Origin of the sequence: Pseudomonas grimontii (assembly GCF_007858185.1) — a bacterium.
GTDB classification, from domain to species: Bacteria; Pseudomonadota; Gammaproteobacteria; order Pseudomonadales; family Pseudomonadaceae; genus Aquipseudomonas; species Aquipseudomonas grimontii.
On record NZ_VFES01000020.1, the window covers coordinates 41952 to 59744 of the forward strand.

10 protein-coding genes are annotated in these 17793 nt (G+C 59.7%); 5 read left to right on the forward strand and 5 right to left on the reverse strand.

Annotated features, from left to right (window positions below; genetic code table 11):
* Window positions 1–103: 103 nt before the first annotated feature.
* The 5 genes from FIV39_RS25700 to treP form a co-directional block, all read right to left on the reverse strand.
* A complete protein-coding gene (locus FIV39_RS25700) occupies window positions 104–385 on the reverse strand; it encodes a PTS transporter subunit EIIB (RefSeq protein ID WP_090400650.1) in 282 nt (93 codons plus the stop codon).
* Between the two features lie 2 nt (window positions 386–387).
* A complete protein-coding gene (gene ptsP, locus FIV39_RS25705) occupies window positions 388–2913 on the reverse strand; it encodes a phosphoenolpyruvate--protein phosphotransferase (protein WP_090400651.1) in 2526 nt (841 codons plus the stop codon).
* A 163-nt stretch (window positions 2914–3076) separates the two neighbouring features.
* A complete protein-coding gene (locus tag FIV39_RS25710) occupies window positions 3077–4297 on the reverse strand; it encodes a maltoporin (RefSeq protein ID WP_090400652.1) in 1221 nt (406 codons plus the stop codon).
* A 164-nt stretch (window positions 4298–4461) separates the two neighbouring features.
* Window positions 4462–6108 carry an alpha,alpha-phosphotrehalase gene (treC, locus tag FIV39_RS25715; RefSeq protein ID WP_090400653.1) on the reverse strand — a complete coding sequence of 549 codons (1647 nt, stop codon included), beginning with the start codon at window positions 6106–6108 and terminating at the stop codon, window positions 4462–4464.
* Window positions 6109–6202: 94 nt separating this feature from the next.
* Entirely contained in the window at window positions 6203–7645 is a 1443-nt protein-coding gene (treP, locus tag FIV39_RS25720) for a PTS system trehalose-specific EIIBC component (protein WP_090400654.1), read from the reverse strand.
* A 222-nt stretch (window positions 7646–7867) separates the two neighbouring features.
* Between treP and treR the strand changes: the two genes are divergently transcribed.
* The 5 genes from treR (at window position 7868) to FIV39_RS25745 (ending at window position 17604) form a co-directional block, all read left to right on the forward strand.
* Window positions 7868–8572: a trehalose operon repressor gene (gene treR, locus FIV39_RS25725; protein ID WP_090400655.1), complete on the forward strand. Its 705-nt coding sequence runs from the start codon at window positions 7868–7870 to the stop codon at window positions 8570–8572.
* 66 nt (window positions 8573–8638) lie between these two features.
* Entirely contained in the window at window positions 8639–11692 is a 3054-nt protein-coding gene (locus FIV39_RS25730; protein WP_090400656.1) for a membrane-targeted effector domain-containing toxin, read from the forward strand.
* A 235-nt stretch (window positions 11693–11927) separates the two neighbouring features.
* Entirely contained in the window at window positions 11928–14000 is a 2073-nt protein-coding gene (locus tag FIV39_RS25735; RefSeq protein WP_090400657.1) for a TerD family protein, read from the forward strand.
* A gap of 193 nt (window positions 14001–14193) precedes the next feature.
* The gene (locus tag FIV39_RS25740; RefSeq protein ID WP_090400658.1) at window positions 14194–14973 is read left to right on the forward strand and encodes an alpha/beta hydrolase; all 780 of its coding nucleotides are present in this window, start codon (window positions 14194–14196) and stop codon (window positions 14971–14973) included.
* Between the two features lie 327 nt (window positions 14974–15300).
* Entirely contained in the window at window positions 15301–17604 is a 2304-nt protein-coding gene (locus tag FIV39_RS25745) for an autotransporter family protein (protein WP_090400659.1), read from the forward strand.
* Window positions 17605–17793: the final 189 nt, after the last annotated feature.

Consider the following 17793-nt stretch of genomic DNA (forward strand, 5'->3'; position numbering starts at 1 on the left):
GATTCGACTTGCTCCCGATGGCATAGTGTCAGCCACTGCATAGGCTGACTGATACACCGCCATCGGGGGCAAGCCCCCTCCCACATTTGGATCTCCACTGGTATCAGAGGCCGGTGATCAGGTGTACCACTCCTCCCGCCAACACCATCACACCTGGCACACCCGCCGCTTTCAACGCCGCCTCATCCAGCCGCCCCGTATCCTGCAATTGCACCCTCACCCGCGTCAGCGCCACACGCTGTTGCGACTTGAGGTTATCCGCACCGCCCAACGCACTCAGCACATCGGCCGACAACAGCCCCTGCGTCGGAGTAGTCACTACCGTCTCGGCAATCAAATCCGGGGTCAGGGCTTTCCAGAACGCCCGCTGCAATTTCTCGAACATGCTCATTGCTCCACGACAGGTGAGGTTTCAACAGTAGCCGCGTGGTACAGGCGCAAGGCCTCGCGCACCTGGGCGGCTTCTTCCAGGCCCAGTACCTGATGGGCGATGGTCTGGCAGTCGGACAGGTCCAGCTCGCGCACAGTGGCCTTGATGGTGGGGATCAGCGGCACACTGACCGACAACTCATCCACGCCCAGCCCGATCAACACGGGCACCGCCAGTGCTTCGGAGGCCAACGCACCGCATACGCCCACCCACTTGCCATGGGCATGGGCGGCCTTGACGGTGGTGGCGATCAGACGCAGCACCGCCGGGTGAAAGCTGTCGGCCTGGCTGGCCAGGCGCGGGTGATCGCGGTCCATGGCCAGGGTGTATTGGGTCAAGTCATTGGTGCCGATGGAGAAGAAGTCCACATGGGGCGCAAACATATCCGCCATCAGGGCCGCCGACGGCACCTCGATCATGATGCCCAGCTTGGGCAACTCGCGCAGCCCAAGGGCCTGGGCTTCCTCTTCAAGAATCTTGCGCGCCAGATGCAGCTCCGACAGCAGGCTGACCATCGGCAACATGATATGCAGGCGTGCCAGCCCGGCACTCGCAAGGATCGCGCGCAATTGTTCACGCAACAGCCCCGGGCGCTCCAGGCACAGGCGTATCCCGCGCAGGCCCAGGAACGGGTTGGTTTCGCTGTCCATCGGCACATACGCCAGCGGTTTATCGCCGCCGACATCCAGGGTCCGCACCACCAGATTGCGCTCGGAACCCAGGGCGCGGGCGATGGCGCTGTAGGTAGCGGCCTGCTCATCCAGGCTTGGCGCGCGATTGCGATCCAGGTACAGGAATTCCGACCGCAACAGGCCGACGCCTTCGCCGCCCAGGGCCAGGGCTTGCTCCACCTCCTGCAACGACGCGACGTTGGCGGTCACCTCGACGTGATGGCCGTCGCGGGTAATCGCAGGCACTGAAGCCTGCGCCACATCATGCTGACGTCGCAGCACTTGCTGCTTACGCGCGGTTTCCAGCTGTTCGATCTCGGCCGGGTTGGGGTCCAGGTGCAGTTCACCTGTGTCAGCGTCGAGCAGGACCTGTTTGCCGTTGGCCAGCGCCAGCACTTCAGGCCCAACCCCGCACATGGCAGGCAGGCCAAGGGCACGCGCAAGGATCGCGACATGACTGGTCGCCCCGCCGCCGACGGTGACAAACCCCAGCACCTTTTGGGTGTCGAGGCTGGCGGTTTGCGAAGGCGTCAGTTGTTCGGCGACCAGGATCGCGCAGTCGGGCAGGTCCCAGGCGCGGTCTTGAATACCGAGAATCTGTTTCAGCACACGCTGGCCAACATCCGCCAGGTCCGCCGCGCGTTCGGCCAACAGGGCATTGCCCAGGCCCTGGAACAGTTTGGCGGTGGCGACCGTGGCGCTGTTCCAGGCAAACGCGGCGCTCTTGCCTTCGGCCAGCAGGCCATGGGCTTGTTCCAACAGCGTAGGGTCTTCGAGCAATTCCTGATGGGCGCGGAAAATCTGCGCCTGGGCACTGCCTGCCGCCTGGGTTTGCAAGGCTTGCAGCGCTTCGCTTGCAGCCAACAAGCCACGTGCCAACGCAGCGCGTTCGAGGGTTTCTCCCGCCCCCTGCTCAGTCACCTTCAGCTCGGGCTCAGCGACCTGAACCACTTGGCCAAACGCAGACCCTGGCGATGCGCAAACACCTCGCAACAGCGTCGCCGACGACGCCGGCACGCGCGCTTCAAGCGGTACCGACGGCGCCGCGATTGCCTCGCCGCAGCCTTCAGCCAACAGCGCGACCAGCGCCTTGATCGCCGCATCGGCATCGTCACCTGCCGCACTCACTTGCAAGGTATCGCCCTGTACGGTTTGCAGTGCCATGATCGCCACCAGCGACTTGGCGTTGGCACTTTGGGTTTGCTTGTGCAGGTAAATGCTCGCGTTAAAACCTTTCGCCGCCTGGGCCAATACCGCTGCCGGGCGCGCGTGCAAACCGTTGGCGTTGGGCAAGGTCAACGGCTTGGAGAAGCGTGCATCGGCCTCCTCCTCATCGGCCTCCTCTACCCGGTTGCCGGACGATACCTGCAACACCGGCTGGCCCCGTTCCACCAGGCCGCTTGCCAACGGTGTGAACGGTTCGCCGCTGACCACCAGCATCAAGGTCAGCAAACTGCGGGCGTTGAGCGCCACGTAGTCGGCATCGAATTCGATCAGTGCTTGCCCGGCTTCCACTCGCTGGCCTTCCTCGACCAGGCGGGTGAAACCCTTGCCCGCCAGGCTCACGGTGTCCAAGCCGATATGCATCAGTACCTGCACGCCGTTGTCGTCGGTGACGCTGACCGCATGCCCACTGTCCTGGATATTGCTGATCACGCCGGCCAGCGGCGCGCACAGGGTCTGCGAGGTGGGATCGATGCACAGGCCGTCGCCGATCATGCGGCTGGCGAACACCGGGTCAGGCACCTTGTCCAGTGCCAGCAGCACACCCGACAAGGGCGCCAGCAATTCCAGGGGTTGAGTTGCGGTCATGACTTCACCTGCTGTTTTGTTCTGTAAAAAACCATTGGGTGGATACACATCCCATGGATGACAGGGATCAACTGTGGGAGGGGGCTTGCCCCCGATGGCAGAGGGTCAGCCAATACCTGTGCCGCCTGACACATCGCTATCGGAGGCAAGCCCCCGCCCACACTTATTTCCACCAGTATTCGACTTGCACGCCAACGTTCGACCCATGCCGCGCGGTGCCATAGGCGCCGGTATCGGACAACGCCGAGCCTGCCGCCAGTTCATTCGCTGCGCGCTTGGCCGCTTCGTTCCAGGTCGCATAGGTGTAGTACAACCGCACTTCCGGCCGCGCCCAGAAATCCGTGCCCTTGGGCGACCAGGTCGGGGCGAAGGTAAATTTGCTCAGCTTGCGCGTGCCGCCGGTGGCATCGACCTGATCATGCCCAAGCTCGGTGACCAGTTTGAATTGTTCGCTGATCGCATACGCGGGGCGTACGCCGATGGACATCCAGGTCTGGTCCTGGCTGCCGGGGCGAATATCCTTCTGGTACACCGCTTCGATCTGCCCACCAAAGCGCGGGGTCACTTGCCAGTCGAAGAACTCCACGGCGCGATAACTTTTGCTGCTGTTATCCAGGAAGGTATTGCCGGTGTAGCCCAGGCCGGTGCCGGGACCTTCGCCGTACTGCAGGGCGAATTTGTTCTTGCCGCCCAGAAAGGGTTTTTGCACATGCTGCGCGGTGAGCGCCCAACCGCTGTTGGTGTCGCGCCCGCCGGCCTTTTCGATATAGCTCAAGCCCAGCTCCAGCTCGCCACCGGGGTTGGTCTTGAAGCCCGCCACGTTGAAGTCATGACGGGTGGCGTATTCCTTCTGGTACAGGTTGTCCTTGCGCGAGATGGCGTAGCTGTATTTGAGGTCGCCGATCAGCACGTCCTCGATGCCGCCGCCGGTGGCGCTCTGGTTCCAGTAGTAGAAGTCGGAAATATGGATGTCATTGCGTTTGTAGTAACGCCGACCGGCCCACAGCGAACCGCCATTGAGGGCCGGCAGGTTCGACCACTGCGCATACATCTGCGGCATACGCGCCGAGCCGTTGTCTTCACCCTGGAATTTAAGGGCGCGGTCGTACTTGTTGTAGAGCGACGCCATGGCGTCGACGCTGAGCACCGAGCCGTCGTCGAGGGTCAGCAGGTCCTGGCGCAATTCCAGTTCGGCGTACTGCTCGCATTCGTTGCCCAATCGGTACTTGGTTTGTGCCCCCGGCAGTTGGAAACATTGCTGCTTGCCGCTGCCTGTTGACGTCCCAGCGCCGCTGCGTAAGTAACCGGCAAATTCCAGGGCCTGCGCACCGAATGGCAGGCTCAGGCAGGATGCAACAAGGCCCAGCTTTATTGTTGTTTTCATGAATGCTCCTTCTATTTTTATTGTTTTATTACTGTCCTTGCACGACACGATTCCCCGTAAGAGCGAGCTTGCTCGCGAAGAACGCTAACGATTACGCAGCGATACTGGTTTAACGCGGCGCTCTCAGGTTTTTCGCGAGCAAGCTCGCTCCTACAGGAGGCGTATCAACCGATCAGGTGCAGCACGAACGATTCGTAGGGACGCAGGACGACCGTAGCCGTGCGTTGCGGGCAGTCGCGGTAGTTGCTGATCAGCAGGCGTTGCTCGGTAGCGGCGCTGATGACGTGATCGGGCAGCTGGATTTCGCAGGGCTGGCCGTAGAAGTTATTCAGCACCAGCAAGCGCTCGCCGTGGCCTTCGCGCAGGTACGCCCAGACCTGCAAATGGTCTTGCAGCAGTTGGCGGTAAACGCCCTCTTGAATCAGCGGTTCATGACGACGCAAGGCGATCAGCGCGCGATAGTGATGCAGCACGGAGTCGGGATCATCGAGTTGGTGTTCAACGTTGATCTGCACTGCATTCGCCGGGATGCCGATCCAGGGCTCGCCAGTGCTGAAACCCGCATTGGGTTGCGCGCTCCACTGCATCGGCGTGCGGCCGTTGTCGCGGGACTTCTGCATGATCGCCGCCATGCTCGCCGCTGCGGATTCACCCGCATCGCGCTGGAGGCGGAAGATGTTCAGGGTCTCCACATCGCGGTACTGATCGATGCTGTCAAAGCCCGGATTGGTCATGCCCAGCTCTTCGCCCTGGTACACAAACGGCGTGCCCTGGAGGAAGTGCAGCGCGGTGGCGAGCATCTTCGCCGAGACCACGCGGTACTCACCGTCGTCGCCAAACCGCGAGACCACCCGGGGTTGATCGTGGTTACACCAGAACAGCGCGTTCCAGCCGCCACCGGCCTGCATGCCCTGTTGCCAGTCGGAGAGGATCTGCTTGAGTTGGAGGAAATCGAAGTCAGCCTTCACCCATTTCTGCAGGTTCGGGTAATCGACTTTCAGGTGATGAAAGTTGAAAGTCATCGACAGCTCTTTCGACTCAGGATTCGAGTAGCGGATGCAATGTTCCAGGCTGGTGGACGACATCTCGCCGACGTTGATCAAGGCATGGCCGTCAAAGACTTCGCGGTGCATCTCCTGCAGGTATTCATGCACGTTCGGGCCGTCGGTGTAGAAGCGGCGGCCGTCGCTGTTGTCTTCGGGGAAGTCGGCGGGCTTGGAGATCAGGTTGATCACGTCCAGGCGGAAACCACCCACGCCCTTGTCGCGCCAGAAGCGCATCAACTTGAACACCTCGGCACGCACCTTGGGGTTATCCCAATTGAGGTCGGCCTGGGTGTGGTCGAACAGGTGCAGGAAGTACTGGCCGGTTTGCGCCTCGTATTCCCAGGCCGAACCGCCGAACTTGGATTCCCAGTTGTTCGGCTGGTCGCGCCAGATGTAGAAGTCGCGGTAGGGGTTGTCGAGGCTGCTGCGCGCCTGCTGGAACCACTCATGCTCGATGGACGTGTGGTTGACCACAATGTCGAGCATCAGCTTGATACCGCGCTTGGCCGCTTCGCTGATCAGCAGGTCGCAGTCGGCCATGGTCCCGTAGCTGGGGTCGATCGCGTAGTAGTCGCTGATGTCGTAGCCGTTGTCGCGTTGCGGCGAGCGCAGGAACGGCGTGATCCACAGGCAATCCACGCCCAGCCATTTCAGGTAGTCGAGTTTGTCCACGATGCCCAGCAGGTCACCGGTGGCGTTACCCGCGTGGCTATGGAAGCTTTTGGGGTAGATCTGGTAGATCACCGAGTGTTGCCAGTCTTGCATGGTGGGTTCCTTCAGTAGAGTTTTGTGCAGGCCTCTCTGGCCTAATCGGGGGCAAGCCCCCTGTGGGAGGGAGCTTGCCCCCGATAGCGATAGTTCAGGCGACGCGATAACCGGGCCGAACAATCTTCATGCTCAACGCACAGGTCAGTACAAACGGCACGACAATCGCGATGACCATCCCGATCACAAACATCGAGATGGATTGCGGCACGATCGAGATAAACCCAGGCAAGCCACCGACGCCGATGGCCGAGGCCTGCACCTTGTTCAGCGACAGGAAAATACTGCCCAGCGCCGAGCCCACCAGGGCCGCATAAAACGGAAACTTGAAGCGCAGGTTCACCCCGAACATCGCCGGTTCAGTGATGCCGAAGTAAGCGGAAATCGCTGAGGTCGAGGCCATGCTTTTATCCCGCGCATTGCGGGTGGTGTAGAACACCGCGAGCGCGGCGCTGCCCTGGGCCAGGTTGGACATCACGATCATCGGCCAGATAAAAGTGCCGCCCTGGGTGGAGATCAATTGCAAGTCGACGGCGAGGAACATGTGGTGCATGCCGGTGATCACCAGCGGCGCGTACAGCAGACCGAAAATCGCTCCGCCAACCATCGGTGCCAGGTCAAACAGGGTGACCACGCCTTCGGTAATCAGGATGCCGAGATGACGGGTCACCGGGCCGATGATCGCCAACGCCAGCACGCCGGTAACGACGATGGTGGTGATCGGCACGACCAGCAGTTGAATGGCGTTGGGCACGCGAGCGCGCAGCCATTTCTCGATGACGCTCATCACATACGCCGCCATCAGGATCGGCAGGATCTGCCCCTGGTAGCCGACTTTCTCGATCTTGAACCAACCGAAAATATCGAAGTACGGCAGGCTCTGGCCGTCGAGGCCGGCGACCGCCTTACCGTAGTTCCAGGCGTTAAGCAGGTCCGGGTGCACCAGCATCAGGCCGAGCACAATGCCGAGGATTTCACTGCCGCCAAAGCGCTTGGCCGCCGACCAGCCCACCAACGCCGGCAGGAACACGAACGAGGTGTTGGCCATCAGGTTGATCAGGCTCCACAGGCCATCCAGGTTCGGATAAGCCTCCAGCAGCGTCTGGCCCTCGATGAACATGCCCTTGGCGCCCATCAGGTTGTTCACGCCCATGAGCAGGCCGGCAATGATCAGCGCAGGCAGGATCGGCATGAACACATCGGAAAACACCCGCACCAGACGCTGCATGGCGTTGGTCTTGTCGGCGCCCTTCTTCTTCACGTCGGCGATGGTGGCGGCGGCGAGGCCGGTCTGTTCGCGCAGGGCGGCGTAGACCTTTTCCACTTCACCAGGGCCGATCACCACCTGGAACAGGCCGCCGGTGAAGAACGAGCCCTTGACCAGATCGACCTGGTTCAACGCACTGTTGTTGACCAGGCCCGGATCCTTGAGCGCCAGGCGCAGGCGGGTCACGCAGTGGGCAGCTTGCTCAAGGTTGTCGCTGCCCCCGAGGTGCTCGAGGATCTCGCGGGCAATGTTCGAATAGTCGTGGCTCATGCTTGGTTTCCACTTTGATTTTTTTTATTGGGGGCAGTCATTGGCAGCACGCCGAAGCCAAAAGTACTCGTACAGACGAGTTAAAGCAACAACTCGTCTGTACGAGTTGTAAATATTGATTTGGGTTTTCCAAGGCCCAATGGACAAACCCACCCTCTGCCTCTAAGGTTCCTGCCTTGAACGCGCAGTTCACCTTCATAAAGACGGGCACAGAGCCATCCCATGAGCAAATACAACCAGATCTATACCGATCTGCTTGCCAGCATCACCACCGAACGCCTGCAACGCGGCACGCGCCTGCCCTCCGAAACCGAATTGATGGACAGCTACCAGGCCAGCCGTGGCACCGTGCGTCGGGCGATCGAGCAGCTGCAGGAGCGTGGGTTTGCGCAGAAGATCCATGGCAAAGGCACATTCGTGCTGTCGCCCAACCCCATCGAGTTCCAGTTGGGCGGGATTGTCAGCTTCGGCGAAACCCATGCGGACCTGGGGGATGACGTACGCACCGACGTGGTCGAGTTCACGCAGATCCCACTGGAGGGGCCACTGCTGGAGCACATCGAAGCCGAAGCCGGCAGCCTGATCACGCGCATCAAACGGGTACGGCGCATCGGTGGCAAGCGGGTGATCCTCGACATCAACCACTTCGTCGCCGACCTGATCCCAGGGCTCGACCGCGCGATCGCCGAGCAGTCGATCTACGCCTTTATCGAGCAGACCCTGCAGCTGCAGATCAGCTACGCCCAGCGCACCATCGAAGCATTGCCACGGGGCAAGGATGATCAGTTGCACCTGGACCTGGACGGCCAGAGCCACGTGATCGTGGTAAGCAACCAGACGTTTCTGGCGGATGGGCGGCAGTTCGAATACACCGAGTCGCGGCATACGCTGGACAAGTTCTACTTCTCCGACATCGCTCGACGCTAACTATCTACCGCTTCATTGCCCAGTCGTCCCGGCATGCTTTTTTCTCCATCGCCCCAGGAGAACAGCATGCCGATTACCGATACCTCCCCCGCCGCCCAACAACAGCTCAAGGCCCTGGCACCTGCGGTGCTCGACACCTGCCCGAACATGCAGAAGCTGGCGGCCGACACAGCCCGAGAAATTCTCGCCCGGCATGACCTCGCAGGCCTGAACCCTGAGCAGGTGTACTGGCACCGATTCAAGGGTGGCATAGGTGACTCCCAAGCATTTACCGGCTGGGTCCATAACGAAAAACCGTTGGAATCCATGACCCTGTCACAACTGGTGATTCACCGTTTCAGCCTTCATGACCAGGACAATGCCGACCTGCTCGACGGTGACGGCGGTTTCTATAGCGTGGGGCCCGACGCACGTCTTTTCGATGGCAGTAACGAAGTACGCCTGTCCGCCAGCGCGGTGCTCAACGACTTCTGGGACATCAACTTCAGCGAGCGCTATGCCGCCCACATGGACAACTTCTGGGGCACTCACCAAGACGACTTCCGCACACTGGCCAAGGTCAACTTCCTCGCCCAGGCCCTGCAAGCCCGGCGGGCCAGGCACCTGACCGATGCGCAGTTCCAGACGGCGATCAAAGCCGTTGCCAGCGACCTGAGCTGGCCACCGACCGTCGCCAACCTGCAAACCGAGGCGCCCGCCACGCCGGGCCTGAGGTTGGCGGCGCTGGATATTGGCGGGCATATCGCCAGCGATACCCTGCGTATCATCGACAGCGACGGCCGGCAAATTGTCTATGTGCCTGGCGAAGCCCAAGCCTTCCACTGCTTCCAGACGCCTGCCGACCTGCACTTCTGGCTTCTGTGTCAAACCAACCATCCGGAAAATCGTGCACAGTTCATGACGCACTTTCCGCTGTCGGCCCAGATCCAACAGGATGATACCGACGCCGTGACCTGGAAGCAGATGCTGGTGACCCCGGTGCTGATTTACCGCACCGCCCAGGCCCTGACCGGTACGCTGCCGCCGGACTGGGTGGACAAGGGCCTGAATGCGATGATCGATCAGTTGTTCGTGACCTGGGGCCAGTGGAATCACCACCTGATTAATCAGGCGGACCAGTCCATCGAGGGCGATGCGTTTACCTGGTTGGCCCGCTCCAGCAAGGCACGCATGAAAAATGATGCTGACTTCTGCCTGCACAGCAACGGCGAACTGCGCAAAAAACTTTGGGTCGGCTACCTGAACGCCTTCAGTAAACTCTTCGGCCCCATGGCGGTGGTGGGCGGGCCGGTGGCACTGGTGGTGATCGGCGCCAGCGTGGCCAGCCTGGGGCTCAATATCGACCAGGCCGTCAACGGCAGAACTCTGGAGGAACGCCGGGCCGGGGAGCAAGGTGCGGTGTTCAGTGCTATCGATAGCCTGTTCAATCTGGGCTTGTTGAAAGTCGACGGGGTACTGCCGGATATCGCCGAGGCCTCGGACAGCTTCGCAGAGGTATCCGTGGAAGCCCCGGAACCCCATGAGCCGGTCGCGACAAACGAAGTACCAGATCATTATGAGAGCAACCTGATACTGGAAGGCGAAACCCTCAACACCGCGCCTGGAAAGTTCTATCAGGTCTATACCCTGAAAACGTCGGACGGTATGCCTCAAACCGCAATGATGATGAACGATAAGCCCTATTACATCCGGTATGAAAACGACCTCAACGGCCCAAGCCACTGGGCCATCGTCGACCCGGCCAACCCCAATAGCTTCTCCGGTTCCATACCGGTACGCGTGAACGAACTGGGCAAGTGGGAACCGCTGCGCGGTAGCCGGGGGTTGAAGGGTGGAGGCGGTAACTCCAGCAAAGCAGCCAAGGTTCGGCCGGTTCCAGAGGCACCGCCCGCGAGACTACCGGCTGCAACCGAACCCACAACATCGACCGCGACTCGCCGGGTCACCACCGAGTTCGACGCCCCGCCCTCGACACGTCCAGAGCTGAGAAAGTGGGCGCTTGGGCTCAACGAGATCCACATTCACAGCCGCTTCCTGCACATAGACCGCTACACCCACTACTTCGGCGGCATCCACGGCAAACTGGTGCAGTCGGCCAAAAATTTCTACCGTGAACTGTCCTGGCCGCGCTTGCCGCAACGTCCGGTCATTCCGGCGGTTGAACCTTCAACTTCATTCAGTGAGCTGATCGAAAGTTTGCCGGAGGATTTGCCAGGCGTCGTCATCGGCGAAACCCTGGACCGCGTCACCAGCACACGCCTGATCATCGAGAACATGCCGCTGCTTGCCCGCAAGGGCGTCAAGACCGTCTACATGCGACGCTTGCTCAACGACTTCACCCAAGACGACCTGAATTATTACTTCCAGCACGGGTTCATGTCGGAAGACCTGGAAGCCAGCTTGAGCAGAATGAGTACCGACCCCACCGGACAATTCAATGAACTTGAACTGGTCAAAACCGCCAGGAGCAATGGCATTCGCGTCCAGGCCATCGACTGTGCCGCCCACTTCAAATACCCCGATCCCCTCGTCAGTCGCACAGAGCAAATGGCGAGGAACTACCTGAGTCACACAATTTTTCGCGCCGACAGAGCCCTGAATAGGGGGGGTAAATGGCTGCTCATGACCCATTCCACCAGCACTAACACGTTCAGGGAAGTGGCAGGCCTCAGCGAACTGGAGGGAGGGATCGGACTACGTATTGAAGAGGTATACCCAGGGCAAGGTAACGATCTGCGCATGGACCCTGGCATCGAAGTCGATCACGACGTGATAGCGCCGGAAGGTGGTCCGGACGACAGCTTCGACACCCTGCACGCCGACCTGCGCGTACAGGTCGAGGCACCACCGGTACAGCGCACCGTCCTGCAGAACCAGCGACTGCTGTTCCGCAAGGGCATGTATTTGATCGATGAGTCCCAAGGTTCATACACCCTGTACCACCACAGTCGAAGCCAGGGTATCGTCATGACCCCAATTGCACGATTGGCCGATGGCAGTTTCGTCATTGAACGCCCCACCTGGCCGCTGGTGCACCAGGTGCATTTCCCCACATTGGACAGATTGTCCCGAGCGCTCAACCACACCGGGATGAGCCTGCAAAGCAGGCTGCCGCGCTAAGCCTTCGAGCACGTAGGCGAAGCAGCTTGTTACCGTTGAGATCCTCAGCGACCTGACAAACAGATACAGCCTTACGTAGAATGCGTTCGTGGCTATGGAACACCTTCCTTCTAACCTCCTATGACCTAGGGGTTTCGCTCTCCACACCGCGCCTGCTTCTTGCAGGCGTTTTTACATCAGCTGTAGAACGATGCAACAGCTCGTCCACGACGACGGCCTAAGGAGAAAATCAAGCATGAATCAGGGGCTGTTCCTGCGTCGCCGTAGCAAAGTTCACGTCCCGATGGGCACTGGCGGTGCCACGCGCGCTCAGGTCGCGTCGGCTGTTCGTGAAGTCACGGCGTTCCGATGCGTACTATCAGAGCCTCTGATTGAGCAAATCGGCCTGTTGTCAGCGCCAGAACTCAAGCACTGGCTGCGCGAAATTGTCGGAGTCCTTAGGCGGGAAACTGGCGCTCATGTACACCACAGGCCGTTTTATCCTGACTTTCCAGAGCAGGTTCTGACGGCCTCAGAGGCGCAGTTGTACCTTAACGCCGTCGTGCACTACCTCACGCTTCGGCGTTTACCACCGGCTGAGCTCGCTCGACCTCCAATGCTGGAAGGCAACTTCATATCCCGCGTTATCGAACCGGGAAGCGTCTCCGAATTCGAGTCACTGCTCGGGCCGCTCGTTTCATCGCGCACCTCGCTCTCCGAAGAGGAAACTGCCGATGTCGCCTGGTTTATCCGAGAGTACAAAAGCGATGTGTTCCGTCTACTGCCTGAGGCCGTCCCGTTCCGGGAAATCCGTGCACAGGTTGGCGGCGCACTTATCCTGCATGTGGCCGGCGATGCACGAGTAGACGCCTTCCTGGAGCGAAACGTCGAAACGGCGACTGACGTGCTACGACTCGCGGTCGCGCTGAATGGAGGGGACGTGTCACTGACGACCGCTTCGACCCGTTTCACCGCGATGAAGCGCTCGATGCGCCGTCTGTTGTTGCGCCTGCTCGACCACATACCCAACGCGGCAGAAGACGTGATGCGACATGCCGAGCGTTGGAAACGCTTGGCTGAAGTACTGCATCCGGGCGACTACGCCGATAAGTACCCACGAGCACTGGCCGCGATCACGGCAGCACGGCGCAACGAGGCGCCCGCTTCATTTGGATCACGTGTCGAAACATTACTTGCCCAGCGCCACATCGCCACGCTTACGCCGATATTACAGAGCCGTCCTGGTGAGTTCGCACGACGGCTGGACGTGGCCCTGCGGCGTGCGACGGAACCAGAGCCGGTTCTCGACGCGTTTGAGGCGGTTGCTGCCCAGGTGTCCTCTCCTGTTCTGCTGCAGTTGCTGGCCCACCTACGTGCTCCGCGTCCCCTCCCCTTGCGGGCCTTCACACCAAAAGGTGCGTTTGCCAAAATCTATGGGATCAAGGATCGACGTGAACCTCTCGCTCCCGCCGTGCTGGCTCGTGCAGCCAGCATCTGCGAGGACGCTCTCGTAACGCGTTTTACTTCACTGCCGCCACTAGGCCGCTGCTTCATCGATCCAGCATTACGCGAATACAGGGTGCCACTGGCGCAACGTGCCTCATCGAAGTCGCTACGTACGCTGGTGCGTGGCAGTCGGCTACCTATGCCTGACACACGTTTCATCCGCCTGTTCCTGTGGTGGAAAAACGGGCGTGAACGCACGGACATCGACTTGTCCGCAGCATTTTTCGACGCCAACTTCGTGTTCAAACAAACAGTCGCGTACTACAACCTGAAGGGCTTCGGTGGCTACCACAGTGGCGACATCGTCGATGCGCCCAAGGGGGCTTCGGAGTTCATCGACCTTGACCTCGACGTCCTTGTCGAGAAGGGTGTCCGTTATGTCGTCACGTCTATCAACTCATTCACCCAACAGCCGTACTGCGATCTTCCAGAATGCTTCGCTGGCTGGATGGCCCGCGTCGACGTGGCGTCGGGTGAAGTGTTCGAGCCGCGCTCCGTGTTCGACCGTATCGATATCGCTTCCAACACAGCAATCTGCCTGCCATTCGTGATGGACCTGCAGGAGCGACGCATGATTTGGGCCGACCTGGGGCTCACTTCGTCTCCGTGGTGGAACAACGTCCAGAACAACCTCAGTGGGGTATCGTTGATGCTGCGAGCTTTGGTACACACCCCAAGGCCGGATCTGGAGACGCTGTTCGATTTACATGCTCGAGCACGGGGAGAACGAGTGGCTTCAACGCAGCAGGCACAGGCGGTGTTTGCGCCTGATCAAGGAATAACACCGTTCGATACGGATTTGATTCGATCTCAGTTCCTTTAATACCTATGCCAGCCCTGCCGTTCATTGAAAACAACAGCGCTTGCGTCGGAACTTTCTACCCCAAAAAAAATGCCAGCCAGTCATAACTGACTGCTGCCGATGCCTCCATTGCCAAGCTGTGTTGTGACATATGATGAGTAGACACTTTCCCTATCGTCGGAAATTGGCCGGTTTCAATAAAGCCTGGATGGTGATGATCAGCGCGCTTCTCATCGCCTGCCAATCGCCGCGCGAGGCACTGCAACAACTGGCTGAAGAGCACGACCGGCAATTGGAGGTCCTGCCGGGACACGCCTTCCCCCTCGTCATACTTGCGCCGCGCACTGCAGAAAAGATGACTCGCCTGCGTGTTTACCTGGAAGGTGATGGCCACGCCTGGGCGACGGCCACTCAACCCAGCCTGGATCCGAGCCCGCACAATCTGCTAGTGCCACGGCTGGCGGTCGATGATCCGACACCGAATGCGTACCTGGCACGCCCCTGCCAGTTCGTCATGGCCGCAGCCTGTCAATCAGCACTCTGGACCCATCGACGATTTTCTCAGGAAGTGGTCACCCGCCTCAGCCAGGCGTTGGACCAAATAAAACAGCGATATGGCAATAGTGAGTTCGAACTAGTGGGGTATTCAGGTGGAGCCGCTCTAGCATTATTGTTAGCGGCGCAGCGCAATGATGTTACCCAGGTGCAAACCCTTGCTGGCAATCTCAGTCCACGTCTGTGGGCGAAGATGAAAGGACTGTCGCCACTCGACGGTTCACTGGACCCGCTGGACTATCGTAATCGACTCGCCTTGATACCCCAGCGCCATCTCATCGGAGAAGCAGACCTGATTATTCCAGCTACTTTAGCTGACAGGTACCAACAGGCGCTTGGCTCGCCCCTCTCCCAAAGCGTCCATGTACCAGGTGTGAGCCATGATAGTGGGTGGGAAGCGATATGGAGCCAATGGGCTAAAACTCCTTTAGCACATTAAAATGCTGGAATTCAGGGTGGGTAGACCGGTTAAAAACATCCGAATGCTATTCCCCCTAATGCCTGCTCCGGGCGAGACCGCAACACCCCTCTAAAGTTCAGATTATTGCTGAACAACCCAGAAAAGGCTCAAAAAACATCTGTAGCGTCGCACTTTTTAGCTTTTTTCTCGTCATTTGTTGTTTTTATGATGAATTGCCCTACAAGCATCGTGTAAATTTGAACGCGCTTGAATCAGCACTTCACTGACAAGCTGGCAGGGATGCCTAAAACAGACGCTGACGCGTGGGTTGTTCCCTGTCAGTTTCTGCCCTGTAAGGATACTGCCTTGAACATTTCCCACCTGCGCCGCTCGTTGTTGGCGCTGTCCGTCGCGGCTACCACTGCCACGGTCCATGCCGCACCCGCACCCGACCTCAACCACGACCTGAGCACCGGGGGTTACAGCAGCTCCGATGATGTTTTTAATAACGCCACCTTCACCGGGACGTCGCAAAACGCAGGTGTAGCGCTGAACAACGTGACGCTGGCGGGCAACCTGGTCAACCAGGGCAACATCAACCTGACGGCTGCCAACCCCACCGACTTCCCGTCCGGTATCGCCATGACCCTCAATTCCAACGTCGGTGGCGACTTGGTAAATAATGGCGACATTACGGTGAGCGGCAACGCCGTCGTCGGGCTGGACCTGTATCTGGCAAAGATCGCTGGTGAAGTGAACAACAACGGCAACATCACTGTGACTGGCGCAAATGCCGAAGGCATGCTGATCACCTCGACCCAGGCGCGCATCAATAACTCGGGCACTATCACCGCGCGTGGTATCGACTCTGTGGGTATCGACATCGAGAAGGCACGCTTTACGGGTCAGATGACAGGCGCTCCCTTCCAGAGTGATATCAACAACAGCGGGACTATCTCCGCTGACGGGGTTGGTATCCGCTTTCGCAGTCTCGACACCTCCGGCGGTTTCGACACCCTCTCCATCAGGCAGACAGGTGGCCTGATAGAAGGCGGCACCGCAGCCATTCTGGCGGACGACAATGCCTCCCCTTCGTATTTCTACTGGCAGGGTGGTCAGGTCAAGGGTGACCTGCTGGGCCTGAGTGGTGTGCTGGTGCAGGGGGACGCGATGTTCGATGGCTCGACCATCCGCGCCGGTTACGTCGATATCGACGGTGGCCGCCTGACGCTGCTTCGCCCGCAGACCACGATTGTGGGCGACCTCGATATGGACAGCGACACTGCGCGCCTGCGGCTGCTGCTGGATAACAACACGCTGCCCAACACGCCGATCCTGAAAGTCACCGGCAATACCTTCTTCTCTCCAGGCAGCCAGATCGAACTGCAGGCTCGCTCCGATGACTTCCGCACGTCGGCCCAGGGCACCCGCTACACCCTCATTAACTCTGGCACGTGGGAAGACCCGCAGAACCTGTCCGTGGTTTCCTCCTCGGCACTGCTTGAGGTGAGGAACTTCGGCATCGAAGGCCAGGACGTGAAAGCACTGGTTGCCACCCGCAGTGATGAGGTGATCACGCAAGACCTGCTGAGTGCCCGTGGTTCGCGCAACGCGGTGAACGCCATCACGCCGCTCAAGAACACGGTCCTGGGCCAGATGGACGAAAGCGACCCGGTATTCCAGCGCTTCGCCAACGCCGCCACCAGTGAAGAGCTGGCCAAACTTGCCGAAACCCTGACCCCGGACGTCAGCCGTGGGGCGATCAACGCCGCCACCAACAGCCAGAACCTGGTCGCAAGTGCCATCAACCGCCGCGCCAGCAAAGCGCGTAGCGGTCTGTCCTCCGGTGACGTCCTGGCAGAACAAGGCGTATGGCTGCAAGCGCTGTCCAGCGATGCCAACCAGGACCGCCGCCACGGTATCGACGGCTACGACGCCAACACCAACGGCATCGCCGTGGGTGCCGACGGCAAGCTCAACGCAGACACCACCGTGGGCCTGGCTTACAGCTACCTGACCAGCGACGTCAAATCCGACCTCGGCAACAAAACCGACGTCAAAGGCCATGCACTGACCCTGTACGGCAACTGGGCCCGTGACAACTTCTTTGTCGACACCTCGCTGATGTATGGCTGGAACGACAACGAGTCCAAACGCTACATCGCCGGCACCCGCGCCAAGGCCGACTATGACAGTGAGATCTTCGGCGTCAACGCACTGGCAGGCTACACCTTCCAGCTCGACAAGCAGTGGCTGCTCGAACCACAGGTCGGTGCGCGCTACGCCAACGTATCGATTGATTCGTACCGTGAAAAAGGTAGCTCAGCCGCTCTCAACGTCGGCAGCCAGCGTTACGAAATCGGCGAAATGGGCCTGGGTGCTCGCCTGGCGGCCGCTTTTGACGTAGGTGCAGGTAGCCTGGAACCAGAGGCCAAGCTGATGGCCTGGCACGATTTCATCGGCGACAAGGCTGACACCACCTCCACCTTCGTGCTCGGCGGTACCCCGTTCACCACCACCGGGGCGACACCGGCGCGCGACAGCTACGAGCTGGGACTGGGCGCGAACTACCGCGTGGGCGCGTGGAGCGTGGGAGGGATGTACAACTACCTGACCAGCAGTGGTTTCGACGCCGACACCTTCACTGCGAACGTGCGTTACGACTTCTGATCAACGTCTTCGTCTGAAACAACAAAGCCCGCTAATGCGGGCTTTGTTGTTTGAGGCTGATGGTAAAGCGATCTCTTATTTTTTACTTGTAAACAGGCAGTTGCAGATCAACCTTACTCCCACCCCATTATCAAAAATAAACAAAATATCATTAAAATTAATCAGTTATAAGAACATACAAACTCATAT